Source organism: Enterobacter sp. PTB, from assembly GCF_051130085.1.
Taxonomy (GTDB): Bacteria; Pseudomonadota; Gammaproteobacteria; order Enterobacterales; family Enterobacteriaceae; genus Enterobacter; species Enterobacter ludwigii.
Window position 1 is genome coordinate 290,334 of the sequence record NZ_JBDKEE010000002.1, and the last position, 24,600, is coordinate 314,933.

25 protein-coding genes and 1 pseudogene are annotated in these 24,600 nt (G+C 54.7%); 14 read left to right on the forward strand and 12 right to left on the reverse strand.

Translation table 11 applies throughout. From position 1 onward, the window contains the following. The first annotated feature begins 61 nt into the window (after positions 1-61). The gene (gene pepT, locus AAIR21_RS03525) at positions 62-1,291 is read left to right on the forward strand and encodes a peptidase T (protein WP_020884177.1); all 1,230 of its coding nucleotides are present in this window, start codon (positions 62-64) and stop codon (positions 1,289-1,291) included. Here the strand turns inward: pepT and tehB are convergent. Next, positions 1,288-1,881, reverse strand: a complete 594-nt coding sequence (gene tehB / locus AAIR21_RS03530; protein ID WP_020884178.1) for a tellurite resistance methyltransferase TehB — start codon at positions 1,879-1,881, stop codon at positions 1,288-1,290. The genes pepT and tehB overlap by 4 nt on opposite strands. Beyond that, entirely contained in the window at positions 1,881-2,882 is a 1,002-nt protein-coding gene (gene tehA / locus AAIR21_RS03535) for a dicarboxylate transporter/tellurite-resistance protein TehA (protein WP_020884179.1), read from the reverse strand. The genes tehB and tehA overlap by 1 nt, the downstream gene beginning before the upstream one ends. A gap of 122 nt (positions 2,883-3,004) precedes the next feature. Here tehA and ydcK point away from each other — a divergent pair, with 122 nt between their 5' ends. Beyond that, positions 3,005-3,985, forward strand: a complete 981-nt coding sequence (gene ydcK / locus AAIR21_RS03540; RefSeq protein ID WP_047366223.1) for a YdcK family protein — start codon at positions 3,005-3,007, stop codon at positions 3,983-3,985. On the opposite strand, the gene rimL is transcribed toward ydcK, so the two are convergent. The 4 genes from rimL to AAIR21_RS03560 form a co-directional block, all read right to left on the reverse strand. Continuing rightward, entirely contained in the window at positions 3,980-4,528 is a 549-nt protein-coding gene (gene rimL, locus AAIR21_RS03545) for a 50S ribosomal protein L7/L12-serine acetyltransferase (protein WP_183516364.1), read from the reverse strand. The two genes, ydcK and rimL, sit on opposite strands and share 6 nt — an antisense overlap. 47 nt (positions 4,529-4,575) lie before the next feature. Beyond that, positions 4,576-6,231, reverse strand: coding sequence for a glucan biosynthesis protein D (locus tag AAIR21_RS03550; protein WP_183516365.1), 1,656 nt, complete (start codon positions 6,229-6,231; stop codon positions 4,576-4,578). A gap of 242 nt (positions 6,232-6,473) precedes the next feature. Next, positions 6,474-7,247: a transporter substrate-binding domain-containing protein gene (locus AAIR21_RS03555; protein ID WP_025204230.1), complete on the reverse strand. Its 774-nt coding sequence runs from the start codon at positions 7,245-7,247 to the stop codon at positions 6,474-6,476. A gap of 10 nt (positions 7,248-7,257) precedes the next feature. Further along, positions 7,258-8,427 (reverse strand): pyridoxal phosphate-dependent aminotransferase, encoded by a 1,170-nt coding sequence (locus AAIR21_RS03560; RefSeq protein WP_014170012.1) that lies wholly within the window; start codon positions 8,425-8,427, stop codon positions 7,258-7,260. A 113-nt stretch (positions 8,428-8,540) separates the two neighbouring features. Between AAIR21_RS03560 and AAIR21_RS03565 the strand changes: the two genes are divergently transcribed. Next, the gene (locus AAIR21_RS03565; RefSeq protein ID WP_183516366.1) at positions 8,541-9,398 is read left to right on the forward strand and encodes a LysR family transcriptional regulator; all 858 of its coding nucleotides are present in this window, start codon (positions 8,541-8,543) and stop codon (positions 9,396-9,398) included. Here AAIR21_RS03565 and AAIR21_RS03570 read toward each other — a convergent pair. Then, a complete protein-coding gene (locus AAIR21_RS03570) occupies positions 9,370-10,875 on the reverse strand; it encodes a carboxylesterase/lipase family protein (RefSeq protein WP_032681038.1) in 1,506 nt (501 codons plus the stop codon). The genes AAIR21_RS03565 and AAIR21_RS03570 overlap by 29 nt on opposite strands. Before the next feature lie 42 nt (positions 10,876-10,917). Beyond that, positions 10,918-12,261, reverse strand: coding sequence for a 2-oxoadipate dioxygenase/decarboxylase HglS (gene hglS / locus AAIR21_RS03575; protein WP_014170009.1), 1,344 nt, complete (start codon positions 12,259-12,261; stop codon positions 10,918-10,920). Between the two features lie 623 nt (positions 12,262-12,884). Here hglS and AAIR21_RS03580 point away from each other — a divergent pair. The 8 genes from AAIR21_RS03580 (at position 12,885) to AAIR21_RS03615 (ending at position 19,414) form a co-directional block, all read left to right on the forward strand. Next, positions 12,885-13,064 (forward strand): general stress protein, encoded by a 180-nt coding sequence (locus AAIR21_RS03580; protein WP_020884187.1) that lies wholly within the window; start codon positions 12,885-12,887, stop codon positions 13,062-13,064. Between the two features lie 91 nt (positions 13,065-13,155). Then, positions 13,156-13,650, forward strand: coding sequence for a ferritin-like domain-containing protein (locus AAIR21_RS03585; protein ID WP_183516655.1), 495 nt, complete (start codon positions 13,156-13,158; stop codon positions 13,648-13,650). Positions 13,651-13,673: 23 nt separating this feature from the next. Further along, positions 13,674-13,877 (forward strand): hypothetical protein, encoded by a 204-nt coding sequence (locus AAIR21_RS03590; protein WP_183516367.1) that lies wholly within the window; start codon positions 13,674-13,676, stop codon positions 13,875-13,877. Between the two features lie 25 nt (positions 13,878-13,902). After that, on the forward strand, positions 13,903-14,409 hold the full coding sequence (locus tag AAIR21_RS03595; protein ID WP_014170004.1) for a ferritin-like domain-containing protein: 507 nt from the start codon (positions 13,903-13,905) through the stop codon (positions 14,407-14,409). 16 nt (positions 14,410-14,425) lie between these two features. Then, positions 14,426-15,298 carry a manganese catalase family protein gene (locus AAIR21_RS03600; protein WP_020884190.1) on the forward strand — a complete coding sequence of 291 codons (873 nt, stop codon included), beginning with the start codon at positions 14,426-14,428 and terminating at the stop codon, positions 15,296-15,298. 68 nt (positions 15,299-15,366) lie between these two features. Next, complete coding sequence (locus AAIR21_RS03605; protein ID WP_049023362.1) at positions 15,367-16,770, forward strand: cytochrome ubiquinol oxidase subunit I; 1,404 nt, start codon at positions 15,367-15,369, stop codon at positions 16,768-16,770. Next, entirely contained in the window at positions 16,770-17,780 is a 1,011-nt protein-coding gene (gene cydB, locus AAIR21_RS03610) for a cytochrome d ubiquinol oxidase subunit II (RefSeq protein ID WP_183516656.1), read from the forward strand. The genes AAIR21_RS03605 and cydB overlap by 1 nt, the downstream gene beginning before the upstream one ends. 8 nt (positions 17,781-17,788) lie before the next feature. Then, entirely contained in the window at positions 17,789-19,414 is a 1,626-nt protein-coding gene (locus AAIR21_RS03615; protein ID WP_020884193.1) for an alpha-amylase family protein, read from the forward strand. Here the strand turns inward: AAIR21_RS03615 and AAIR21_RS03620 are convergent. The 4 genes and pseudogenes from AAIR21_RS03620 to AAIR21_RS03635 form a co-directional block, all read right to left on the reverse strand. Next, positions 19,415-20,401, reverse strand: a pseudogene (locus tag AAIR21_RS03620) (SDR family oxidoreductase). A gap of 17 nt (positions 20,402-20,418) precedes the next feature. Beyond that, positions 20,419-20,937 (reverse strand): 2-oxo-tetronate isomerase, encoded by a 519-nt coding sequence (locus tag AAIR21_RS03625; protein ID WP_014169998.1) that lies wholly within the window; start codon positions 20,935-20,937, stop codon positions 20,419-20,421. A gap of 11 nt (positions 20,938-20,948) precedes the next feature. Further along, positions 20,949-21,395 (reverse strand): DUF421 domain-containing protein, encoded by a 447-nt coding sequence (locus AAIR21_RS03630; RefSeq protein WP_020884195.1) that lies wholly within the window; start codon positions 21,393-21,395, stop codon positions 20,949-20,951. Positions 21,396-21,404: 9 nt separating this feature from the next. Further along, positions 21,405-21,908, reverse strand: coding sequence for a hypothetical protein (locus AAIR21_RS03635; RefSeq protein ID WP_020884196.1), 504 nt, complete (start codon positions 21,906-21,908; stop codon positions 21,405-21,407). A 138-nt stretch (positions 21,909-22,046) separates the two neighbouring features. Here AAIR21_RS03635 and AAIR21_RS03640 point away from each other — a divergent pair, with 138 nt between their 5' ends. From AAIR21_RS03640 to AAIR21_RS03650, 3 genes are all read left to right on the forward strand, one after another. Next, positions 22,047-22,436: a YdeI family stress tolerance OB fold protein gene (locus AAIR21_RS03640; protein ID WP_020884197.1), complete on the forward strand. Its 390-nt coding sequence runs from the start codon at positions 22,047-22,049 to the stop codon at positions 22,434-22,436. Positions 22,437-22,500: 64 nt separating this feature from the next. After that, positions 22,501-23,385, forward strand: coding sequence for an SDR family oxidoreductase (locus AAIR21_RS03645; protein WP_183516369.1), 885 nt, complete (start codon positions 22,501-22,503; stop codon positions 23,383-23,385). 186 nt (positions 23,386-23,571) lie between these two features. After that, entirely contained in the window at positions 23,572-24,495 is a 924-nt protein-coding gene (locus AAIR21_RS03650) for a LysR substrate-binding domain-containing protein (protein ID WP_014169993.1), read from the forward strand. The last annotated feature ends 105 nt before the right edge of the window (positions 24,496-24,600 follow it).

Here is a 24,600-nt window from a genome sequence, read left to right on the forward strand (position 1 = left end):
TCATAAATATCATTAAAGTGATGTAGCAAACACCTGAAAAATAAATACAGAAGGAATCACTATGGGCTCGGCACTCTCCAGACAATTAACGCACCGCTTCTTCCGCTATCTCGCCATCACCAGCCAGAGCGATCCCAGAGTGAACACCCTTCCCTCTACGCCGGGCCAGCACGACATGGCGCGTGAGCTAGCCCAGGAGCTGGCGCAGCTGGGTTTAGACGACATTGTGATTGATGAATACGCGACGGTTACTGCGGTTAAAAAAGGTAATGTAGCCGGGGCGCCACGCATCGGTTTTATTACCCATATTGATACCGTCGATGTCGGTTTATCACCGGATATTCATCCACAAATATTAAAATTTACGGGTGAAGACCTCTGTTTGAATAAAGAGAAATCAATCTGGTTACGCGTAAAAGAGCATCCGGAAATTCTGGCTTACCCGGGTGAAGAGATTATTTTCAGCGACGGGACCAGCGTATTAGGCGCAGATAATAAAGCCGCCGTCACCGTGGTCATGACGCTGCTGGAAAACCTGACGCCAGAACATCAGCATGGCGACATTGTGGTCGCGTTTGTGCCGGATGAGGAGATCGGCCTGTGTGGCGCGAAGGCGCTGGATCTAAACCGTTTTGACGTTGATTTTGCCTGGACCATCGACTGCTGTGAGCTGGGTGAGATTGTTTACGAGAACTTCAACGCCGCGGCGGCAGAAATTCGCTTTACCGGCGTAACGGCTCACCCCATGTCCGCCAAAGGCGTGCTGGTTAACCCACTGCTGATGGCGACAGACTTCATCAGCCATTTTGACCGCCAGCAAACCCCGGAATGCACCGAGGGGCGTGAAGGCTATATCTGGTTTAACGGCATTCAGGCGGGGCAAAACGAGGCCGTCTTAAAAGCGAATATCCGTGATTTCGATAAAGCACAGTTTGCCGCCCGCAAGCAGCAGATTGCCGATGTCGCGGCGTTGATTGCCGGACAGCATCCTACGGCAAAGGTGGAGTATCGCATTGAAGATACCTACAGCAATATCAGCAATGCGATTGGTGAGGATCGTCGCGCTATCGACCTGATGTTTGAAGCCATGGAATCCCTTGGGATCACGCCCAAACCGACGCCAATGCGCGGCGGTACTGACGGCGCAGCGCTCTCGGCAAAAGGCCTGCTCACGCCAAACTTCTTCACCGGCGCGCATAACTTCCACTCGAAGTTTGAGTTTTTGCCGCTGTCGTCGTTTGAGGCCTCATACAACACGGCCCTGCAGCTCTGCCTGCTGGCCGCCCGTTAAGCGGGCTTGCGCGCCAGCAGCGTGGCAAAACGCAGTTTGATGCGGTTACCGTTCTCGTCGGTGCGGTGCAGTTCGCCCACCTCTTCGTTGTACTTGAGCAACGCCCAGCCCTCGTAGTAGTTGCTCAGTTCACCGCTTTTGAACGCAAACGGGAAGCCGACGGTGCACGGGTAATCCGCCGTGTCCATCGCGGCAACAATCAGGTTATAACCGCCGGGTCTGGTGCAGCGCTGCATATTGTCGATCAGGCCCGGAATGGTTTTCGCTTCCAGGAACATCAGCACCACGGTAGAGAGAATAAAATCGTATTCGCCCTCAAAGCTCAGGTTGTTCAGATCTTTGATTGCCGTCTGCAGGTTTACGATGCCTTCTTCCGCTTTGATGCGCTCAATATTATCGATACTCAGGGGATTTTTATCCCACGCGGTCACGTCGTAACCGTTGGCTGCCAGATAGAGGCTGTTACGCCCGTTACCACAGCCCAGATCCAGCGTTTTACCCGGTTTCACAATGCCCGCGCTGTACAGCACTTCTGAGTGCGTACGGGTTAAGCCATATTTCTCTGTGAAGTAATTTTCATCAACAGCCATTATTTTTCCTCAGATTGCATAAGCAGCGCTTTATCAGTGCGCACCAGAAGTTTGCCCTGTATCAGCAAGATAAACGTTCGTACCAGCAGCATCCCGATGATGACATTGGTAAAGATAAACAGTGGGACGGCAATGGCGTGAAAAAAGCCCGACGGACTGCTCTGCCCCAGATGAAGCCCCGTGGTGGCCAGGGCCGACACGCCAAACGAGAAGCTCCAGAACGAGGCGTTAAACGGCTGGGATAAATACCATGGCAGCAGCCGTAACATAAACAGCAGTTGCAACAGGCCGTAGCCGAACAGCATTTTGGCAAATGTATCCGCCTCACCACCATTGACGCTAAACCAGGCGCTGCAGGCCACCAGCGCGGGGGCCAGCTGAATACCCAGCGAGGTTCGCAGCGCGGAAGGCAACTCCCCGGCGCTACGAAGTCGTTGCAAAATTACCGGCTCAAGGCTGAGCCAGGAAAAAACGCCCGCCCCGAGAAACACCAACCCGGCATCGTTAAACCCCAGCGCGCCGCACGCCATGGCGCTGATAAAGTTGTTTGCTACCGTGGGCAGGTATAACCCCGGCGTGGTGGCCTCTTGCGGATGGTTACCGCGCCATAATCCGGCGCTTTGCCAGGCAGCATAAGCCAGCTGTATCACCACCCCGACGCCAAATAATACCAGTGACACCGGGCGCAGCCAGGGCACAAAACCGATGGCGACCAGCATCGTTGTGGCGGGAAAAAGGCTGACAAAACTGCTCATCACCGGGTGGCGCATCTCGGCCAGCACACTTTGCGGGAAACGGATCGCCCGGGCGATAAACGCCACCGTCAGCAAAAACCAAATCACAATCGCAAGGGCCACCAGGCTCTCACCAGGCCAGCGCGTCACGGGCCAGAGCGTGCTGGCGTATCGCCAGGCGAAGCCCATCCCAATGATGCCAAGCACCATACCGAAGTAACCCGCGGGCAGGTTAAGCACTTGTTGAGTGTTGTTATTTTTATTCATTAATTTGAATTTTTAAAATGTATTTTAAATGCCATTTTAAGGGGTTTCCGCGACGGATGCCAGCACTACGAAACACCGAAAGTTTGCTACGTTTAGTGGAGACGCTTACCCGAGACTCCATGATGAAAAAGTACAGGCTCAGCGAGGACACCCGCCTCTGGCAATGGAAAAACGGCGAGACAACGCACTCGACGTCGTTACGACAGATTATTGCCACGGCGAATTTTAACGACATCGTGAGCGGCACGAAAGGCGGTTGGGTTGAAGATGAGAGCGCCCTCGCGCACGAAGGCGACTGCTGGATCTACGATGAAAACAGCGTCGTCTTTGCCGGTGCGACGGTGTCCGGCAACGCGCGCCTTACCCTGCCTTGCATCGTCAGTCATGACGCGCAGATTGGCGACAACTGCTGGCTGGACGGCGCGGAGGTCAGTCACGGCGCGCGCATAAGTGACAACGTCACGATACAGCAATCCTGTGTGCGCGGCGAATGCCATATTTTCGGCGAGGCGCGGGTGCTTCATAACAGCGTGGTGATTGCTGCCAAAGGGCTTACGCCGGACCATGAGCAGATCCTGAAAATTTATGACAAGGCGACGGTAAGCCAGTCACGCATTGTGCATCAGGCGCAAATCTACGGCGAGGCAATGGTTAATTATGCCTTCGTTGAACACCGGGCGGAAGTTTTCGACAGCGCCATCCTCGAAGGCAACGATCTCAATAACGTCTGGGTATGTGACTGCGCAAAAGTGTACGGTAACGCCCGCGTCATTGCCGGTTTTGACGACGATGCCATCCCTACCGTCCGCTACAGCTCTCAGGTGGCTGAAAACGCGGTGGTGGAAGGAAATTGTGTCATTAAACACCACGTCCTGATTGGCGGTCAGGCCTGGTTGCGCGGCGGCCCTATCCTGCTTGACGATAAGGTCGTGATCCAGGGGCGGGCGCGTATCAGCGGCGATGTGCTTATTGAGCATCGGGTTGAAATCACCGACGATGCGGTGATTGAGGCTTTTGCCGGTGAGAACATCCACCTGCGCGGCGAAAAGGTGATTAACGGCGACCAGCGCATCACCCGTACGCCTCTGTTGGGGGCGTTATAGCGGGTAAATTTTGCCGTAGAGATTCACATCGTCAAAATTACCATTCAGAAATTCTGCTTCCCGCAGGCACCCCTCCAGCGTAAAACCGTTGCGCAGAGCAACGTTGTTGCTGGGTTTATTCGCCACCCGACACTTAATGACAAAACGGCGGATCTCGCCTCGCTCGACGTAATAGCGCATAAATGCCTGCAGCGCCTGCGACAAAATGCCCTGTCCCTGATGCGCCTCGTCCAGCCAGTAACCGATGTATCCGGCTTTGTTGGCGGGTTCAATCGCATTAAACGACAGCACGCCGACCAGGTCCTCATCCTTGAAAATCAGAAACATTTTGGCGTAGCCGCGCTGGTGCAGCATCTGATTACTCAGCACATTACGACGGGTGTCATCTTCGGTGCCCACATGCTGCGCCCAGTCAAAGGCGGTTTGCAGCCAGGCTTTGTTTCTGATGACCATGTTGTGCAAATCGGCGGTATAGCGCTCTTCGACGGCGCGAAGCTCGAGATGGTCAGTCACCGGGATTATTTCAGATTCAGTGGCGGTCATGGTCCCTTCCCGTCACCCTCTCCCCGCCGGGGAGAGGGAATAAATGGTCAACGCATGATGCGATCGTCAACGTAGTTACGTTTGTCCGGCGCAGGCGGGAAATACTGATACAGCCAGGTCTCACTGATCGCATCTCCCTGACAGCGCAGGAACAGGCGCATGTCCACCGGTTCGGTTGAATCCGAGGTAGGATACCAGTCGAACAGAATGCGATAGCCGTCAAACGGCTCAACGTAGAGGATCTCAACCTGCTTCGCTTCACCGCTGGAGAGGGTAATGACCGGCTCAATCCCTTTTGGCGCGGCAGCTTTCAGATCGCCCCCGACGAAGTCGATAGCAAAGCGACGGGCCCACACTTTCGGGTAGTTTTCGCCCGGCGCCCAGCCTTCCGGGAACCCACCCATACCGGTACGGGTCGCGAAGACATTCGCCAGTGGGGAACGGACCGGCGGCATGGCGCTCCAGTAAAGACGGTATTTAAAGTCCAGCTCATCGCCCGCTTTCACCGGTTTTTCTGGCTGCCAGAAGCAGACCACGTTATCCAGTGTTTCACCCGTTGTCGGGATCTCCATCAGGCCAACCGCACCTTTACCCCAGTCGTTACGCGGCTCCACCCAGAGGCCTGGGCGTTTGTTATACCAGCCCATGACGTCCTGATAATGCGAGAAATCGCGATCGAGCTGGAGCAAGCCGAACCCTTTCGGGTTTTTGTCCACAAACGCATTGAACTGCAGCTTCTGCGGGTTGTTCAGCGGACGGCAAATCCACTCCCCGTTACCGCGCCACATGGCGAGACGGTCGGAGTCATGAATTTGCGGGTGGATGGTATCGCACATGCGGCGTTCGTTTGTACCGCAGCTGAACATACTGGTCATCGGCGCAATGCCGAGCTGTTTAATGTCTTTACGCGCATAGAGATGGTTTTCCACCTCCATGATCACCTGGCTCTTCTCGCAGTGGATCACGAACTTATACGCACCGGTGATGCTTGGGCTGTCCAGCAGCGTATAGACGGTGAAGGTAGTGTCGCCCGGTTTGACGGTTTCAAACCAGAACGCGGTGAAGTCTGGGAACTCTTCCGGCGTGTCGGTAAAGGTATCCACCGCCAGACCCCGCGCGGAAAGACCATACTGATAGGTATCATCAACCGCACGGAAATAGCTCGCCCCCAGGAATGAGACGATATCGCGACGCGCCAGTTCCGGTGCCTTGAAGGCACGGAAACCGGCAAACCCAAGATCGCTTTGCCCTTCCAGCTGCTTCGTATCAACACCGGTTTCACCGTAGCTGAACAGCTCAGGACGGAAGTGGATTTCGCGCGCCTGTGACGTTGACTGATCCAGCGAGAACATGCGCACGCGGCGACGGAAACCCATGCCCATATGGAAGAACTGCACATCCAGCTGACGGCCTTCAATGTTATTCCACAGTGACTGTTTTTCATCGTAACGGATGGCGTTATAGGCCTGCGGCGTCATGGTCGCCAGCGTGTCCGGTAACAGTCGCGGTGCTCCGCCCCATGGGGTTTTCGCCAGGTCATGGGCCATGGATTGCAGTACGGAGAAGTCAAAACGACGGCTCTGACCGTCAGCAATGTCAGAGTCAGCAGCGTAAGCCGCTTTGGAAAACAGGGAAGCAAGGCCAGTTGTGCCGCTCAGGGCTGCCATTGCCAGCGAGCCTTTTAGAAAACGTCTGCGATTCATGCCTGGAAAAACGTCCTTATGGTCGTGTGAATGTGTTTCGCACTCGGCGAAATGACGGCAAGAAAGAACGCACAGCCTAAACAAAAATGGTTAAGAATCCAATTGTTGGGCGGCGATTATCTGTACAAAGTGCGAAATATTTTCTGTCGACCAGAACGACCCGAAAAAGGTGTAAAGAAAGGTATAAAGACGTGTATAAAAATGCCCCGGCTGGACATCGTCAGTCGGGGCAAATGAGGCGGTTATTTTACGCTGACATCGATACCTGGGAAGTACTTATCAGCGAGTTTAGCGATCGTGCCATCGGCACGCACTTTATCAATTGCGGCATCAAGTTGCTTTTTGGTGGCCTCGTCCCCTTTACGCAACCCAAAGCCGATCCCACTGCCGAGGATAGTGTCGTCCGACACCGGTTTGCCGATAAAGCCAAACCCTTTCCCCTGCGGCTTGCTGAGGAAACCTGCCTGCCCGGCCGCGGACATGACCAGCGAGGCGTCGATACGGCCATTCAGCAGATCGCCCCAGGCCATATTCTGATCTTTATAAGACACCACGGTGACACCCTGCTTTTCCCAGTGCTCTTTCGCATAGGTTTCCTGAATGGAGCCCTGCAGGACACCGATGGTTTTGCCCTTAAGCCCCGCGGGCGTTGCCTCTACCGCGGTACCGGCCTTGCCAACGAGCTGCGATGGGATGCGGTAAATCGGCTGGGTAAAATCAATACTTTTACGTCGCTGTTCGGTGATGTTCATCGCCGAGTTAATGGCATCAAATTTCTTCGCCACCAGGCCCGGTATTAACGCATCAAAAGAGGTTTCAACCCAGGTGCATTTCAGCGCTGCGGCTTTGCAGATGGCATTGCCCAGCTCAACGTCAAACCCTTCCAGTTCGCCAGCAGCATTTCGGCTTTCAAACGGCGGATATTCCGCCTCCAGCCCGTACCGCAGTTCGGTAGCCGCGAATGACGAAAACGTACACAGCAATCCCATGCCGACAACTAACGCGCGTAATTTCATCTCCAACTCCTTAGCGTGGTTTAACCCGACACAGGGCCTGGGCACCTGCCCGTAACGTCGCCTCATCTTTCGCAAAAGAGAGACGAATCAATTTATTATCCGTACCATCCGCATAAAACGCCGACAGCGGAATGGTGGCCACTCCATACTCAACGATCAGCCGTTTCACCAGTTCACTGTCGCGCTCATCGCTAAACTGGCTGTAGTCGGCCAGCAGGAAAAACGAACCGGCGCTCGGCAAGAGTCTGAACGGTGATGCTTCCAGCAAACTTTGCAGCAGATCGCGTTTGCGCTGATAAAACGCCGCCAGCGACAGCCAGGTTTGCGGGTCAATCATGTGCTCTGCAAACGCATGCTGCATTGGCGTATCGGCAGAAAACATCAGAAATTGATGGACTTTACAAATCTCATCCATCAGTACCGCCGGAGCAACACAGTAACCCACGCGCCAGCCGGTCACGTGATAGGTTTTTCCGAAGGAAGAGATAATGACGCTCCGCTCCGCCAGTTGCGGATGTGTCGCCATACCGTGGTGCGGTTCACCATCAAAGACGACGTGTTCGTACACTTCGTCAGACAAAATAATGATATCGGTATTGCGGGTCACCGCCACCAGCTGCTGCAGGTCCTCTGCTGAGAAGACCTGCCCGCTCGGGTTGTGCGGGGTATTGATGATAATCATGCGCGTACGCGGGGTGATCGCCGCACGGACTTCATCCCAGTTGACGGCAAAATCCGGCACCGTCAGTTTAATGGCAACCGGCGTGGCCCCCTGAAGGCGAACAATCGGGGCGTAACTGTCAAACGACGGTTCAAAGTAGATCACTTCGTCGCCCGGGTGCACCAGCCCGCTGATCGCCGAATAGAGTCCTTCGCTGGCACTGGCGGTGACCAGCACTTCGCTGGCCGGGTCATAGTGCGTGCCGTAGAGGGTGGCAATTTTATCCGCAATACGCTCTTTAAGCGGCTGCAGGCCGGTCATTGCCGCGTACTGGTTGTGCCCTGCCTCCATCGCCCGGGTCACCCCGGCGACCAGTTTGGGATCGCAGGAAAAATTGGGTGCACCCTGAGAAAGATTGATGGCGTTATGCCGGGCGGAGAGCTGGCCGATAACGGTAAAAATCGTGGTCCCCACATCGGGTAATTTGGAACGGGTGTGCACCGGAGTGTGTAACGTCATCCTCTTTCCTTTCTCATGATGAATGCATAACTATTCAAACAACAAGTCAGTTGTCGGGACAATCGAATTGTTGTCATAATAGCCATGAGAAAAACGCATACCTGAGGTGGTTAATGTCGCGCCGTTCGCTCCCGCTTAATGCCATCGACGCCTTTTTAGTCACCGCGCGTCATCTGAATCTGACCCATGCCGCAACAGAGCTCTGTCTGACGCAGGGAGCCGTAAGTCGCAAAATCGCCACCCTTGAAGCGTGGTTCGGCTTTCCGCTGTTCGAGCGTCATGCGCGCGGCCTGCGCCTCTCCCCGCAGGGCAGCGCCCTGCTTCCGGAATTGCAATCCACTTTTGAAACGCTGCTGACCCTGGCCGATCGGGCCCGTACCCAGCAAACCGTGATCCGACTCAAAGCACCCACCTGCGCCATGCGCTGGCTGGTGCCTCGTCTGCTGGAGGTGGAGCGTGAGCAGCCGGATCTGCAGATAGCATTGACCACCACTACCGACCATAACGTCAATTTCAAAACGGAATCTTACGACGCGGCCATTGTATTTGGCACCCATATGAGCGCGGGCGATCTGCTGTTTGAAGAGGCGTTAACCCCGGTAATGAGCCCCCTGCGAGCAGGTTGCGAACTGGGTGCGTTAACCTTCCTTCACCCGACAAGGGATAAGACAGACTGGTCATTGTGGCTGGCGAAGCAGGAAGGCCCGGGGGTTGTTATGCACAAAAATCAACACTTCGACACGATGGACCTTGCCATCACGGCCGCCATTCAGGGGCTGGGGGTGGCCATTGCTGACGAAACGCTGGTGGAAGAAGATGTCCGCGCCGGAAGGCTGGCGCGACCTTTTGAGAGCAGCATTAAAACGGGTGCGAGCTACAGACTGGTTCTGCGCGAATCGCCTGGCCAGGAAAATGGGCTGGCGGCGTTTCGCTCCTGCCTGCTCAGTCGAGGCTCACATGGTGTTTCATAACGCGCTTAAAGAGGCTCATGCGCGCGCGCATAAAGCGGTTTTCAAGCCTGAAACCTGCATGTTTATTCACGCCGATACGTAGCAGCACGTCCCTTCCTTTTCGACAGGCCGGCCAGTGCGTCGGGCCTGGAAGGCTTTCCCGGTGACCGGCGTCACGCGCAAAGCTCACCCAATAATCTGCAACCTGCGCAGCGAATTGCCGGTCTCGCGCATTAACGTAGTGGCAGGAAGGCTCAATCTCACCAAGGGTGTCAAACACGTACGGCACCTCATTACCGTGCCAGGCACCGTTGATATAGGTTGCGTGTTCTGCTTCCGCCACATAGTCGAACCAGTAACGCCAGCACAAGCCGCCCACGCGCTGCTGGGCCTGCATCACCACATATCCCATGGTGGTAAAAGCCATATCCCGGCACACCTGCCTGCCAAGCTCCACATCCCCTTTCACACCCGGATAGAGCAGTTTGATCAGCCCCAGTCCAAAGCGACGTTCACGGCGAAGCTTCTGGATCTGACCGGCGAGATCGATACCAAATACCGCCATCACGCTGGCTTCGTCACTGTTCGACCCGATCATCACCGGAACAGGATGCTGACGCGCGGCAAAGAACACATCGAGCATTGATTCCGGCAGAACACAGTCTCCGACGATGGGGGCCGGGGCGATGTTCAGCGGCGCGGCCAGCGGCCAGAACGCTTCGGGGGGAATGGCACGTAACTGTTCTGCTGACGCCTCCTCAAGGCCGAAATGCGCCGCCAGCGCTTCCCCTTTTTGCAGGGCCTGTTCCCGTGGCGTATCCGGCAGGGTGTATCCGCTTTGCACAATCGCTTTGTGGAAGAGTCCCTTCGCCAGCGGAGACGCCAGCAGCGACAGCACGCTGCGCGCGCCGGCGGATTCGCCAAACAGGGTGACGTTGTCAGGATCGCCACCGAAAGCGGCAATATTCTCCCGAACCCATTCAAGGGCGGCAATCTGATCCAGCAGCGCAAAGTTATGCACCACCCGGTCTTCTTCTCCCTCCAGCGCGGGATGGGCAAAGAAGCCCAGGTGACCAAGACGGTAATTGATCGTCACAACCACCACGCCGCGCGTTGCCAGCGCCTTACCGTTATAGGGCGGCAGGCCACCCGCGCCAATGGTAAACCCCCCGCCGTGTAGCCAGACCATGACGGGAAGCGGCGCCGGGCGCTCGACGGGTGACCAGACGTTAAGATACAGACAATCTTCTGAGAACCGGCCGGGATCGCCGCCCCCTAACGCCTGGCAATACTCACTGTTCTGCCAGCTTGAGGGCGAAAAAGCGGTGGCCAGACGCAGCCCCTTCCAGCGTTCAGGCGGCCGTGGCGAACGCCAGCGCCAGTTGCCAACGGGAGGCGCCGCATAGGGAATACCACACCAGAGATGAACGTTTTCATCCGTTAAACCAGACAGTGCGCCCTGGCGCGTTTCAATCACAGGGGCGGAGGGATTTTGCATAACAACCTTCTGTTTCCATCACACCCCAGAAGAGTAACGATTTCAGAGCAAACCGCAACGCTGTTTGCTGCGGATTTCAGCCTCCTGATAGAGCATGAACTCATCGTACACCGGGCAACCCAGCGCCGCTTCGAACGCGTCGCGACTGGCGTTACCGTGGCTACGCGCCTGGGTTTCATTGCCCAGATTCGACTGGAAAATCCCTGCGGCACTGACCGGGAGGAAATCTTCATAGGTGATCGGCTGAGCGACAACCCACCCGCGCTCAATTAACGGCTGTGGATCGTCTCCCGGACGAAACGCATGTCGATGCGCTTCCCCGGATGGCGTCAGGCGATAGCGGAAATAGGCCAGCTCCTGACGGCGCATCAACAATTCGCTGTCCGGGAAGGCGCTGAAGATCTCGCGCAAATGGAGCTGGTGCGTCATGTTGTCTTTACCGGTACCGGCCTCTGCAAGCAGGCTATCATAAAGCGCACGACCTTTTGGCGTCAGCGCCACGCCGCGCTGTTCAATTTCGCCAAAGCGCGCGGTATGCGTTCCTGTATGCTCCCCGGCAAACAGCACCGGCTCTTCCAGCGCTTTAAAGCTGGTCTGGCGCAGTAAAACGGGAACCTCGCGGCGCGGTGGCCCTTCAATCAGAATTTTGGGTTCAATCCCGTACTTCGGCATCAGCTCCTGCACCCGATCAATATCCAGCGTACGTGGCGTGAGGTGGTTGATATGGCAACCCGGGAAACAGACCACATCCGCAATCAGTCGGTGCTCGTTATGCAATGCCAGATAAGTCTCCTGGTCGACCGTCGCATGACGATGCCAGCGGAAGGTTTCTAACGCCTCCTGTACAAACGCCTGCGCCTGCGCATCCGTAAAGTGCCCTTCTGCCTCATGCAGCGCGATAAGCTCCAGACAACGCGGGGTAAAGATATTGCGGTGAGACAGGATCTCCGCGGCACGCTCACGCAGGACGACGTTGTCAATCAATTCGAGGCGCAGCAGCGAGGTAAAGATACGAAACGGATTTCGGCACAGCGCCGCATCATCGACCGGGCGGAACGCCGTGGAGTGGACGGGCACGCCCGCCTGAGAGAGGTCATAATAGCTGACCGGGTACATCCCCATAATGGCAAACATACGACGCAAGGTCGAAAGCTCTTGCGCGGTACCCACGCGGATCGCCCCGTGACGCTCCACATTCAGGCGCGCCAGTTCATCCGCGTTCGCCAGTTGTTCATGTAATAGTGGGTTATTTTCCAGAACCGCCAGGTTTACGTCCGCAACCAGGTCGAGCAAGGTGCCGTACTGCGGAACTTCCTGCTGGTACATCGCCGACATAGCCTGCGAAAAGTGTTCCCGAATATCATCAGCCGTGATGGTGTTCGCCATGATGTCATGCCTCCAGTGAATATTACCTGGAGTGTAGAGAAACCCGTTCCCTCTGGGGGGAAGAATTTCCGATTTGTGATCTTAAGACAGGAGTGGTTAAAGCGTGTGCTGGCCTGCCCTGACACCCATATGACCTGGCAGATTCACCTTCTCTAAATAAAGCGCTTTCTGATTAAACTGTATTATTAATAACCTCATCGCTTAACCATTAAGAGGTAATAAATAGCATTATCTTAAGAGGTAATATCTCATTAAAAACAAATATCAGTGGCATATATCTTATTTCGTTAACGCAACAAGCGGATTTTCAATATTTCTCCTTAAGATTAGTCTGTAATTTTTAGACTGCCGCACGCACTTCAGGCATAAACAATGCAAGAAAAAAAGTTATCCCCTGCGGCTCGCGGATTAACTCCATGAAGACAGGCAGTTAACCGCAAGCCATCCAGGATATATTCATATTAAACGAAGCGTTAACCATCAGAAATATCTCAGCAACGAAGCGATGGTTTACAAAACATATTTGACGAATATGAAACACCGACTAAAGTTATTATTCGAACGACGAGTGATACGGAATATTTTCGTATCTTAACTGACATAACCAATATATGAGGTTTAATATGGCAGAGCATCGTGGTGGTTCCGGTAATTTCGCACAAGACCGTGAAAAAGCATCAGAAGCTGGACGTAAAGGTGGCCAGCACAGCGGCGGTAATTTTAAAAACGATCCGCAACGCGCATCTGAAGCAGGTAAGAAAGGAGGAGAAAACAGCCACGGTGGTGGCCGTAAAAACTCCTGATCTGATGTAAATCTCTTTTATTTAAAACAGAGAGCATGCTGCGGGCCTCCAGGCTCGCAGTACCCCTTCTTTATTTTACCGGAGCGTAATGATGAATATGAAAAGTGTCGAAGATGTGTTTATTCACCTCCTGTCCGATACCTACAGCGCTGAGAAGCAGCTGACCCGCGCGCTCGGCAAACTGGCTCGTGCTGCCTCCAGTGAAAAACTGAGCGCAGCCTTTAGTGCACACCTTGAAGAGACACAGGGACAGATTGAGCGTATCGACCAGATTATCGAGCAAGAATCTGGTCTTAAGCTCAAGCGTATGAAGTGCGTAGCAATGGAAGGCCTGATTGAAGAGGCCAATGAGGTCATCGAGAGCACCGAGAAAAATGAGGTGCGTGACGCCGCATTAATTGCCGCAGCACAAAAAGTGGAGCATTACGAAATTGCCAGTTACGGTACCCTCGCCACATTAGCAGAACAACTGGGCTATAAAAAAGCCGTTAAACTTCTGGCCGAAACGCTGGATGAAGAGAAAGAAACCGATCTTAAACTTACCGACCTGGCCGTAGGCAATATTAACCAAAAAGCGCAAAAATGACGCTATAGCAAAGGTTAAATAAAATGAGCATCAGTCCCAGGACTATTAAACGGTGCCATTTAACGACAGCAATAATATGGTTCATACTCGCTATCCCTTCCGTTTTATGGTGGAAGAGCAGCGTACTATGGGTCATTATCATCAGTATCTACGCCAATATTGTCGGCCATTTATCTGGCTACAGTGCTGCGCGTGCCGATCAGGCTGCTGAGAGTGAGACCAAATAAGCGACACCATAATGAGGACATTATAATGAATCACGTAGAACACTACCATGACTGGCTACGCGATGCCCATGCGATGGAAAAGCAAGCCGAATCTATGCTGGAATCCATGGCCAGCCGTATCGATAATTATCCCGATGTTCGCGCCAGAATTGAGCAGCATATTAGTGAAACGAAGCGACAAATTACCTTACTGGAAGAGATCCTCGACCGTAATGATATTTCGCGTTCGGTTTTAAAAGATTCGATGAGTAAAATGGCGGCGCTCGGACAGTCCATTGGCGGGATGTTCCCCTCTGATGAGATCGTCAAAGGGTCTATCAGCGGCTATGTTTTCGAACAGTTTGAAATAGCCTGCTACACCTCCCTGCTGGCCGCGGCCAAAAAAGCGGGCGACATGGCTTCCGTGCCCGCCATCGAAAGTATCCTGGCGGAAGAGCGCGAGATGGCCGACTGGCTGATTCGCCACATTCCACAGACCACCGAACAGTTCCTGCTGCGTTCAGACGCATCCGGTGTCGAAGCAAAAAAATAACCTCAGGAGAGAAGACATGTTTCGACACGTCAAACAATTACAATATACGGTTCGGGTTGCCGAACCGAATCCCGGCCTTGCCAATTTATTACTGGAACAATTCGGCGGTCCTCAGGGCGAGCTGGCCGCCGCCTGCCGTTACTTTACTCAGGGGCTGAGTGATGACGACCCGGGTCGTAAAGATATGCTGATGGATATCGCGACCGAAGAGTTAAGCCACCTTGAAATTATCGGTACCCTGGTGGGTATGCTTAATAAAGGGGCTAAAGGCGCACTGGCGGAGGGCGTGGAAAATGAAGCCGAGCTGTATCGGTCCATGACCGAAAACGGTAACGACAGCCATATTACCTCCCTGCTTTACGGTGGCGGTACTCCGTTGACCAACTCCGCCGGGGTGCCGTGGACGGCGGCTTATGTCGACACCATTGGCGAGCCGACCGCCGATCTGCGCTCAAATGTGGCTGCCGAGGCCCGAGCGAAGATCATCTATGAACGGCTGATTAACGTCACGGACGATCCGGGCGTGAAGGATGCGCTGGCGTTTCTGATGACGCGTGAGGCAGCGCATCAGCTCTCCTTTGAGAAGGCGCTTCAGTCCATTCGTAATAATTTCCCTCCGGGAAAACTACCGCCAATCGAGGAATACACCAACAAGTACTACAATATGTCTGAAGGTGGAGAGGTTCGCGGAAGCTGGAACAGCGATAAACATTTCGACTACGTTGAATCCCCCCAACCTGCCGTTGACGGCGGAGACGGGAGTGCAAGCGTGACGCTGACGACCGAACAGGCCACGCTGGTCAAAGCGATGTCGGCCCGCACGAAGTCCGATCCACATTCCGACCCGCTGACCGGCGCCGAACTGGGTGCCGGGAAGAAAAAACCGTAACCGATTTTGCCAGGCAGCCCCGGACTGCCTGGCAATCCTCGTGCGCAACAGTTCCAGAGGTACGGACCATGTTCGAACTCGACGCATTTCACCTCGCCAGAATCCAGTTCGCTTTTACCGTCTCGTTTCATATTCTTTTCCCGGCGATCACCATCGGTCTTGCCAGCTATCTGGTGGTGCTCGAAGGGATGTGGCTTCGCACCAAAAATGAGGTGTGGCGCTCGCTGTACCATTTCTGGCTAAAGATATTTGCCGTTAACTTCGGTATGGGGGTCGTTTCCGGTCTGGTCATGGCCTATCAGTTCGGCACTAACTGGAGCGGATTCTCACAGTTTGCCGGCAGTATCACCGGCCCCCTCCTGACCTATGAAGTCTTAACCGCCTTCTTCCTCGAAGCCGGTTTTCTTGGCGTGATGCTGTTCGGCTGGAACAAGGTCGGCCCGGGCCTGCACTTTTTCTCGACCTGTATGGTCGCGCTGGGTACGCTGATGTCCACCTTCTGGATCCTCGCCTCCAACAGCTGGATGCACACGCCCCAGGGGTTCAGTATTCAGAACGGGCAGGTCATTCCAGAGGACTGGCTGGCCATCATTTTTAACCCCTCCTTCCCTTACCGTCTCATTCACATGGCTATCGCCGCGTTCCTGAGCAGCGCGCTGTTTGTGGGGGCGTCGGGCGCATGGCATCTGCTGCGCGGCAACGACACGCCCGCGATACGCACCATGTTTTCCATGGCGATGTGGATGGCCCTGCTGGTCGCGCCCATTCAGGCCGTCGTCGGTGATATGCATGGCCTGAATACCCTCGAACACCAGCCGGCCAAAATTGCCGCCATCGAAGGTCACTGGGAGAACCCGCCAGGCGAAGCGACACCGCTGCTGCTGTTTGGCCTGCCGGATATGGAGCAGGAGCGCACCCGCTACGCGCTGGAAATTCCTGCCCTTGGCAGTCTGATTCTGACCCACAGCCTGGATAAACAGGTCCCGGCACTGAAAGACTTCCCGAAAGAAGATCGCCCGAACTCACCGATTGTTTTCTGGTCATTCCGCATTATGGTCGGCATGGGTCTGCTGATGATCACGCTGGGTCTGGTCAGCGTCTGGCTACGCTATCGCCATCGACTCTACCAGTCGCGGCCCTTCCACTGGTTCGCGCTGTGCATGGGACCGGCGGGCCTACTGGCGCTGCTGGCCGGCTGGGTTACCACCGAAGTGGGTCGTCAGCCGTGGGTGGTGTATGGCTATCTGCGCACGATCGACGCGGTCTCGCTGCACAGCACGCTGCAGATGAGCATCAGCCTGCTGGCCTTCTTTGTGGTCTATTCGTCGGTGTTTGGCGTGGGCTACGTCTACCTGATTCGGCTTATCAAGAAAGGTCCGCAGCCCGTTGATACCTTGACGTCAAATACCTCGGGCACCCCTGCCCGTCCGCTGTCTGCCGCTGAGTCTGTTCCGGAACAGGAGAGAAAATGATGGGCGTCGATATCTCAGTTATCTGGTTTGCCATCATCGTATTCGCCACGCTGATGTATATCATCATGGATGGCTTTGATTTGGGCATCGGGCTGCTTTTTAACTTCGTGGGCGATGCCAGAGAGCGTGACGTAATGGTCAACAGCGTAGCGCCGGTGTGGGACGGCAACGAGACCTGGCTGGTGCTCGGCGGTGCGGGGTTATTCGGCGCGTTTCCGCTGGCCTATGCGGTGATTATCGATTCGCTGACCATCCCTCTTACCGCCATGTTAATTGGCCTTATCTTTCGCGGCGTGGCCTTTGAGTTCCGCTTTAAGGCAACGCCTTCGCACCGCAAATTCTGGGACTACGCCTTCGCCGGCGGCTCTTTGCTTGCCACCTTCAGCCAGGGGGTGGTGGTGGGAGCAGTGATTAACGGCTTTGACGTTGAGGGCCGGCGTTTTGTCGGCTCCGCCCTTGACTGGTTAACGCCCTTCAATCTTTTCTGCGGCATCGGGCTGGTAGTGGCCTACACCCTGCTCGGTACCACGTGGCTTATCATGAAAAGTGAAGGCGCGTTGCAAAACCGCATGCGTGAACTGACCCGGCACGTGCTGCTGGCGCTGGTGGTGGTGATCGCGGTGGTGAGTATCTGGACGCCGCTCGGCTGGCAGTACGTTGCCGACCGCTGGTTTACCTTCCCCAACTTCATCTGGTTCCTGCCGGTTCCCCTGCTGGTAGGCGTGTTTAGCCTGTGGATCTGGCGACTGACGCGCAACCCGGCCAGCCACTCGCGTCCCTTCCTGCTGACCCTTGGGCTGATCTTCCTCGGATTCAGCGGTCTGGGAATTAGCCTGTGGCCTAACATTATTCCGCCGCACATTACCCTGTGGGAGGCTGCGGCACCACCGGCCAGCCAGCTGTTTATGCTGGTCGGAACGTTACTGATTATTCCGGTGATTCTGGTGTACACCGCCTGGAGCTACTACGTTTTCCGGGGCAAAGTTTCCGACACGGAAGGTTATCACTGAGGTGAACTATGGCAGACTGGCATACCCGAGCCATTATTTATCAGATTGATACTGCACTCTTTTATGATTTAAACGGCGATGGCTGCGGGGACATCGCCGGGATTGGCGCAAAGCTGCGCTACATTCGCCGCATGGGGGCGACGGTTATCTGGATCACCCCTTTCTACCTCACCCCGTTTCTGGATGAAGGCTACGACGTCAGCGACCATCTGCAGGTTGATCCTCGCTTCGGAAAGCTGGCCGACATTATCGCCTTTATTGAACAGGCCCGGGAGCTGGGTATGCAGGTCATTATTGAGCTGTTGATTCAGCACACCTCGGACGCCCATCCCTGGTTTCAGCAGGCGCGCCGCAACCCAACTTCACCTTTTCGTGACTATTATATCTGGTCGGATAATAACGAGGACGATACCTCCCCGATGTTTCCCGGCGTGGAAGAGAGCGTCTGGACATGGGATGACGAGGCCGGGCAATACTACCGACATATGTTCTATCACCACGAGCCCGACCTGAATCTGACCTGCCCCGCGCTGCTCAACGAGATCGAAAATATTATCCTCTTCTGGCTCAAGCTCGGGGTGTCGGGCTTTCGCCTTGATGCCGCAACGCACCTGACCGCGCAGGCAGGCGGCGGTGACGAGAAAAAGGGGTTATGGATCCTGGAGCATATGCGCCGCCTTATTGAAGCACGTAATCCGGAAGCGATCCTGCTCGGTGAGGTGGACGTCGACGTGGAGGCGTATAAAGACTATTTCGGCGAAAATAACCGTCTGAATCTGGTGCTGAATTTCTGGCTCAATAAGTATTTCTACGTCAGCCTTGCCAGGAAAAGCGCCCGACCGCTGCGCAATGCCATAAAGAAGATGATTGTCCCGCCTGACTCGTGCTGCTTTGCCAACTGGCTGCGCAACCACGATGAGTTAGATCTGGAAGGGATCGGTAAAAAAGAGAAACAGATTGTGGTCGACACCTTCGCCCCTGACGAAGAGATGAACGTCTACCAGCGCGGGATACGACGCCGTCTGGCACCGATGTTAAAGGGCGATCAAAAACGGCTGGCGTTCTGCCACGCGGTGCTCTTCTCACTCCCGGGCGTGCCGGTCATGCGCTACGGCGATGAGATTGGCATGGGTGATGATTTGACGCTGGAAGAGCGCTATGCCGTGCGTACGCCAATGCAGTGGGCGGGGTCAGAAGGCGGTGGCTTTTCAGCAGCGGATCCTGAGCGGTTTATCGCCCCGATCATCGATCGCGGTCCCTGGCGTTATCAGAAAATCAACGTGGCCGATTCCCTGCTGCACCGCAATTCCCTGCTGCACCGGATCATCGACATGGCCAATACGCGCTCTGAATTTCCGGAGATTGCTGTCGCACCGTTTCGTCTCATCAATATTGATGATGACGCGGTACTGGGCATTTATTACGAGGCCGAAGCGCGCAGTATCCTGACCTTCGTTAACTTTAGCGACAAGCCGGTCCAGTTTACCGCCCGCGGGATCCGTCACGCCACCTGGACCGCCTGCCTGGCGGATAAACGCTATGACGACGCGCTGATCTGTGGCAAAACCGTCCAGCTTACCCTCAGCGGCTACGGCTATCGCTGGTTCTGGACTAACCGTAGCGCGCTGCGCTGATTACCTTTTACGCCGAATCATCAGCCGCGTCAGCACAACGCCCGCCACCGTGAGGGAGCCTAACAGGACTTTCCCGGGCACACCTGAGGTGATCGCCGTGGCGCGGTTTTTCGCTTCCGGGGTAAAACGCCCATGGATTTTGTGCAGGTCGTTGACAGGCTGGTCGAGATAATCCTGGCGATCCCGGTCATTCAGATCGTCAGTCATCTGACCTTCCCAGGCCTTCTTCACCATCAGCCGGTCCAGGAAACCCGGGAAGAGGAATTGTCCGACGATCGACTGAATGGTACTGCTGCCCACCCACAGTTCGCGCACCGGTTTTTGCGCGACCTTAAAAATCGCGCTCGCGGCAACTTCAGGCTCAAACACCGGCGGAACCGGACGCATAGACCAGGCGAATTTGTTTCTTGCCCAGTCAAACTGCGGTGTATTCAGCCCCGGCATCTACACCATTGAAAGCTGCACCCGGCTGTTCTCATGCATCAGTTCCGTGCGCACCGCATCGGTGAATCCCCGAATCGCCGCTTTGGCGCCGCAGTAGGCCGATTGCAACGGGATCGAACGGTAGGCCAGCGCGGACCCGACCTGAATAATCACGCCGCGATCGCGTGGCACCATCAATTCCAGCGCGGCGCGGGTTCCGTTTACGAAGCCAAGATAGGTCACATCAGTGACGCGGCGAAATTCATCCGGCGTCAGGGTACGAAACGGTGCCAGCACCGCACCCATCGCATTGTTAACCCACACATCAATTGCGCCGAGGCGATATTCAATCTCGTTTGCCGCGTCCACCACCGCCTGGCTGTCGGCGACATCCGCCTGTACCGCACAGGCTTTGACGCCAAATCGCGTTAATTCCTCCTGGGTCGAGTGCAGGCTTGTCTCATCGCGGGCAATAATGCCCACATCGTAGCCTGCCTTTGCGAAGTGCAACGCCGTTGCCTTTCCCACACCCGCCGTACCGCCGGTAATGACAATCACAGCCATAGAACCTCCGCGTTAATTTACTCGTTATCCCAGCCTGATAATCTGGTCACTAATTCAGACAATGAATACTGCACCGCCTTCTCAACCACATCCTGGCAGTCGCCGGAAAACAGGACGGTACGGGTTTCCGTGTGTCCGCGAAGGTTCCAGGCGAAGCAAACGGTCCCTGCCGCCGTGCCATCGTCTCCCCCTTCTGGCCCGGCATAACCGCTGATGGCAATACTGACATCCGCCTGGGCAATCTCCAGGATCCGGGCGGCCATTTCGGTCACCGTCTGTTCACTCACGGCCGTATACCGTTCAAGGGTCTCAGGACGCACGCCCAGAATGCGCTCTTTTGCGCCGTCACTGAACACGACCAGGCCGACATCATAAAATTCGGCCGTGTTCTCTTCAGCACAAAGGGCGACGGAGAGTTTTCCGCCGGTGCAGGATTCTGCCGTGGTTAAGCGAAGCCCTAAGTCTGTCAATTTGCTCGCCACTTTTTTGGTCAGTTCGGCGACGGTATAATTGTTATCATGGTGAAGGTTGCTCATTTCGTGGCCTCTTACTTCTCAAAAGGAATGATTGAAATATGACCATTGCGCTCAAGAATGGCATATTTAATTTCACTCAGCTGCGTAACACCATTATTCTGGCGTGCCGATACCAGAATATCATCACAGGAAACGTCGACTTTTTTGAGTTTATCTGCTAGCGGCACGCCGTTCTCAACCAATATCACCGGAGTGCCATCAAGAATATTTTCTACCGGTGAGAAATATTTTTTCATTATCCCAAAGATAATATCCACTACCACCAGCGTGGTAATGGTAATCATTGCGCCGGTGACCGAAAAATCTTCCCCGAGCAGCGCCTGTTGCGTCGCCTCACTGATAATTAACAGGAGAATCAGATCAAAGCTGGTCATCTGCAGCAAAGCGCGCCGTCCGGCAACTTTAAATACCACGACGAGGAACAGGTAAATAGCCAGCGCACGAAAGACCATATCCATATCAGCCTCCTACGGGTAAATAAATTGCCAGAAAGGGATTTCCGGCTCGTTGTTTATGCGAACGACATTGTCCCATTTACCTGCGCGTGCAGGGGTCGTGAAAAGTAAGACAGAGAAGTTGTCGGACATTTTCAGGTTGTTATAAACAAAAAAGAGCGTATTCCCGCGACTGAACATGCTGTCCGGTTGCGGCCAAACGCTTCCTGGCTCGTAAACATCGTTGCTCTCGCTGGTCACACTCAGGGTGTATTTCCCTTCTGTTCTGACCGGGAATGAAAGGTGGATCTTCGACTCCGTCTGGCGTCGGCCAAAGCGCTCGTAGTTGATGGTCAGCGACTTTGCCGAGTTTGTTCTTTGCGTATCACTCACCACTCCGCTTGAAAAGAAGCCCGCTATCGCCGCAACGATAATGGCCAGCAGGACAATAAAACCCACCTGACGAAATCCATATTCAAACGTCAGCAATCGGTAATTCTCATCTATCCCAGGTAACTTATCACTTTGATGCTTCATGGCGGCTATCACCGTTTCGCTTATTAACCGATATTTTTGATTTCAAAAGCGAATGTTTTTAAGACTTATCACATTTGCCACATAAAGGAATAGCAACAATACTTAATAAGTCAAGACACACAAAATGAAGGATATCAGATGAAATTATCGCTTATTTCCGCTTTTTTGATATTTCTGGTACCGGCCGCATGGGCAGATAATAACGGCGGGTTACAAAAAGGTGAAGCACCGCCACCGCCGCACGCACTGGATAGCGGTTATCGTGGAACCGATGACGCACGAATTATGACCATCGATCATGCAAAAGAAATGCATGATGGTGCGACTATTTCATTACGCGGAAACCTTATTGACGGTAGCGGCGATAAGTTTGTATTCCAGGATAAAACCGGAAAAATAGACGTTATTATTCCCCAGGCAGTATTCGACGGCAGAACAGTAAAACCCGATCAGATGATCAGTATCAACGGATCGCTTGATAAGAAATCATCGCCGCCTGTCGTGCGCGTCGATCATTTGCAGAAATAATTCAGCGAAGCGTTAACGCTGCAACTATCCATCAAATCTCACCCCTTGGCTTAAGGAGTCAGCTATGAGTGATACTACACAACGTCAGAACGCTTACCCGCAACCCCCTTTCCCGGAGCAACCGCAAACGCCGCCGGGACTGGCATCAGAAATGCAACCCGTACCCGACCACGGGGAAACGAGCTATAAAGGGCATGGCCGCCTTGCCGGCAAGAAAGCATTGATCACCGGAGGCGACTCCGGTATTGGTCGCGCAGTCGCGATCGCTTACGCCCGTGAAGGGGCTGACGTCGCAATCAACTATCTGCCTGAAGAAGAGAAAGACTCGGTTGACGTCATTGAGCTTATCAAAGCGGAAGGACGCATTGCCGTCGCGCTGCCGGGTGACATCCGTGACGAGACGTTCTGCCAGAAGCTGGTAGAAGAGGCGGTGGCCAAACTGGGGGGACTGGACATTCTGGTGAATAACGCTGGTCGTCAGCAATACCGGGAATCCCTTGAAGAGCTCACCACGGAAGATTTTGACGCGACCTTCAAAACCAATGTCTATGCGCCTTTCTGGATAACCAAAGCGGCGCTGCGCCATCTGAAACCATCGGCCTCTATCATTAATACTTCCTCGGTCCAGGCGGTTAAGCCCAGCCCTGTGCTGCTGGATTATGCCCAGACAAAAGCCTGTCTGGCGGTGTTCACCAAATCCTTAGCGAAACAGCTTGGTCCAAAAGGAATACGCGTCAACGCGGTTGCCCCGGGTCCTTACTGGACGGTGCTGCAATCCAGCGGCGGCCAGCCGATGGAAAAAGTGAAAGAGTTTGGTGCCGATACCCCGCTGGGGCGTCCGGGTCAACCTGTTGAAATCGCACCGCTCTATGTCACGCTGGCCTCGGATGAATGTTCATTTACCTCCGGTCAGGTATGGTGCTCTGACGGCGGTGATGGCGTGATTTAACCCGGCTATACACTGACGTAACGCTCTCAATGTGCTCGAAAAGAACAAGGACGTTCTTCCTCTCCCCCCTGCCAAAAAAAATGTTGTAACTCAAACAGATCAAATGTTAAAAATATTTTGCTATCAAGTTATCAAAATTAAACAACTTAGCTTGTCACCCGCATCGCTCTGTTTTTAACATCGCCTATGGAAAAAAATGGTCTGTTCAGTCAGCGCATACGCTTGCGCCATTTGCATACATTTGTGGCCGTCGCTCAACAGGGAACGCTGGGGCGAGCGGCTGAAACTCTCAACCTAAGCCAGCCTGCGCTCTCCAAAACGCTGAACGAGCTGGAACAACTCACCGGAACCCGTCTCTTCGACCGCGGTCGGCTGGGGGCACAACTCACCCTCGTGGGTGAGCAATTTCTTACGCACGCCGTCAAGGTTCTCGATGCGCTGAATACTGCCGGACAGTCGCTCAACCGCAAAGAGGAGCACGCCACGGAGATTGTGCGCGTGGGTGCCCTGCCAACGGCGGCGCTCGGCATTCTGCCTCCGGTCATTGGACAGTTCCACAAACATCAGCGGCATACCACTATTCAGGTTGCCACCATGAATAACACCATGCTGCTCGCCGGGCTAAAATCCGGCGAACTGGATCTCGGTATCGGGCGCATGTCCGACCCCGAGCTTATGGGCGGGCTTAACTACGAGCTGTTGTTCCTGGAATCCCTGAAGCTGGTCGTGCGTCCCGGTCACCCTCTGCTGCAGGATACGGTGACGTTAAGCCGCGTGATGGAGTGGCCGGTGGTGGTATCCCCAAAAGGCACCGTTCCGCGTCAGAACGCTGAGACACTGCTGCAGATGCAGGGCTGCTCACTGCCTTCAGGTTGCATCGAAACGCTGTCGGCCTCGCTTTCGCGCCAGCTTACGGTGGATTATGACTACGTCTGGTTCGTTCCCTCCGGCGCGGTGAAAGATGATCTCCGCCAGGGCACGCTTACCGCACTGCCGGTGACGTCGCCAGGTGCGGGCGAACCTATCGGTATATTAACCCGCGTGGATACCCCGCTCTCCCCGGGTGCGCAGACGCTGCTCAGCGCCATCCGCAAATCCATGCCTGCCTGAGATGCCTTTATAGCCTCAACCACTAACCCGTCCTGTCGACGGGTTTTTTGTTTCTGTGGTCAAAAAATGCGAAATCATCCATTAACAATTGCGTAAAACAATTTA

Bases quoted from the DNA above. Each gene is read 5' to 3' on its own strand.
- rimL (WP_183516364.1), bottom strand. From the start codon at position 4,528: ATGACCGCCACTGAATCTGAAATAATCCCGGTGACTGACCATCTCGAG.
- AAIR21_RS03585 (WP_183516655.1), top strand. From the start codon at position 13,156: ATGAATATGAAAAGTGTCGAAGATGTGTTTATTCACCTCCTGTCCGAT.
- hglS (WP_014170009.1), bottom strand. From the start codon at position 12,261: ATGGCGAACACCATCACGGCTGATGATATTCGGGAACACTTTTCGCAG.
- AAIR21_RS03590 (WP_183516367.1), top strand. From the start codon at position 13,674: ATGAGCATCAGTCCCAGGACTATTAAACGGTGCCATTTAACGACAGCA.
- AAIR21_RS03560 (WP_014170012.1), bottom strand. From the start codon at position 8,427: ATGACGTTACACACTCCGGTGCACACCCGTTCCAAATTACCCGATGTG.
- AAIR21_RS03615 (WP_020884193.1), top strand. From the start codon at position 17,789: ATGGCAGACTGGCATACCCGAGCCATTATTTATCAGATTGATACTGCA.
- tehA (WP_020884179.1), bottom strand. From the start codon at position 2,882: ATGAATAAAAATAACAACACTCAACAAGTGCTTAACCTGCCCGCGGGT.
- AAIR21_RS03635 (WP_020884196.1), bottom strand. From the start codon at position 21,908: ATGAAGCATCAAAGTGATAAGTTACCTGGGATAGATGAGAATTACCGA.
- cydB (WP_183516656.1), top strand. From the start codon at position 16,770: ATGGGCGTCGATATCTCAGTTATCTGGTTTGCCATCATCGTATTCGCC.
- pepT (WP_020884177.1), top strand. From the start codon at position 62: ATGGGCTCGGCACTCTCCAGACAATTAACGCACCGCTTCTTCCGCTAT.
- AAIR21_RS03580 (WP_020884187.1), top strand. From the start codon at position 12,885: ATGGCAGAGCATCGTGGTGGTTCCGGTAATTTCGCACAAGACCGTGAA.
- AAIR21_RS03625 (WP_014169998.1), bottom strand. From the start codon at position 20,937: ATGAGCAACCTTCACCATGATAACAATTATACCGTCGCCGAACTGACC.
- AAIR21_RS03595 (WP_014170004.1), top strand. From the start codon at position 13,903: ATGAATCACGTAGAACACTACCATGACTGGCTACGCGATGCCCATGCG.
- AAIR21_RS03600 (WP_020884190.1), top strand. From the start codon at position 14,426: ATGTTTCGACACGTCAAACAATTACAATATACGGTTCGGGTTGCCGAA.
- AAIR21_RS03565 (WP_183516366.1), top strand. From the start codon at position 8,541: ATGTCGCGCCGTTCGCTCCCGCTTAATGCCATCGACGCCTTTTTAGTC.
- AAIR21_RS03555 (WP_025204230.1), bottom strand. From the start codon at position 7,247: ATGAAATTACGCGCGTTAGTTGTCGGCATGGGATTGCTGTGTACGTTT.
- AAIR21_RS03650 (WP_014169993.1), top strand. From the start codon at position 23,572: ATGGAAAAAAATGGTCTGTTCAGTCAGCGCATACGCTTGCGCCATTTG.
- ydcK (WP_047366223.1), top strand. From the start codon at position 3,005: ATGAAAAAGTACAGGCTCAGCGAGGACACCCGCCTCTGGCAATGGAAA.
- AAIR21_RS03605 (WP_049023362.1), top strand. From the start codon at position 15,367: ATGTTCGAACTCGACGCATTTCACCTCGCCAGAATCCAGTTCGCTTTT.
- AAIR21_RS03570 (WP_032681038.1), bottom strand. From the start codon at position 10,875: ATGCAAAATCCCTCCGCCCCTGTGATTGAAACGCGCCAGGGCGCACTG.
- AAIR21_RS03640 (WP_020884197.1), top strand. From the start codon at position 22,047: ATGAAATTATCGCTTATTTCCGCTTTTTTGATATTTCTGGTACCGGCC.
- tehB (WP_020884178.1), bottom strand. From the start codon at position 1,881: ATGGCTGTTGATGAAAATTACTTCACAGAGAAATATGGCTTAACCCGT.
- AAIR21_RS03645 (WP_183516369.1), top strand. From the start codon at position 22,501: ATGAGTGATACTACACAACGTCAGAACGCTTACCCGCAACCCCCTTTC.
- AAIR21_RS03630 (WP_020884195.1), bottom strand. From the start codon at position 21,395: ATGGATATGGTCTTTCGTGCGCTGGCTATTTACCTGTTCCTCGTCGTG.
- AAIR21_RS03550 (WP_183516365.1), bottom strand. From the start codon at position 6,231: ATGAATCGCAGACGTTTTCTAAAAGGCTCGCTGGCAATGGCAGCCCTG.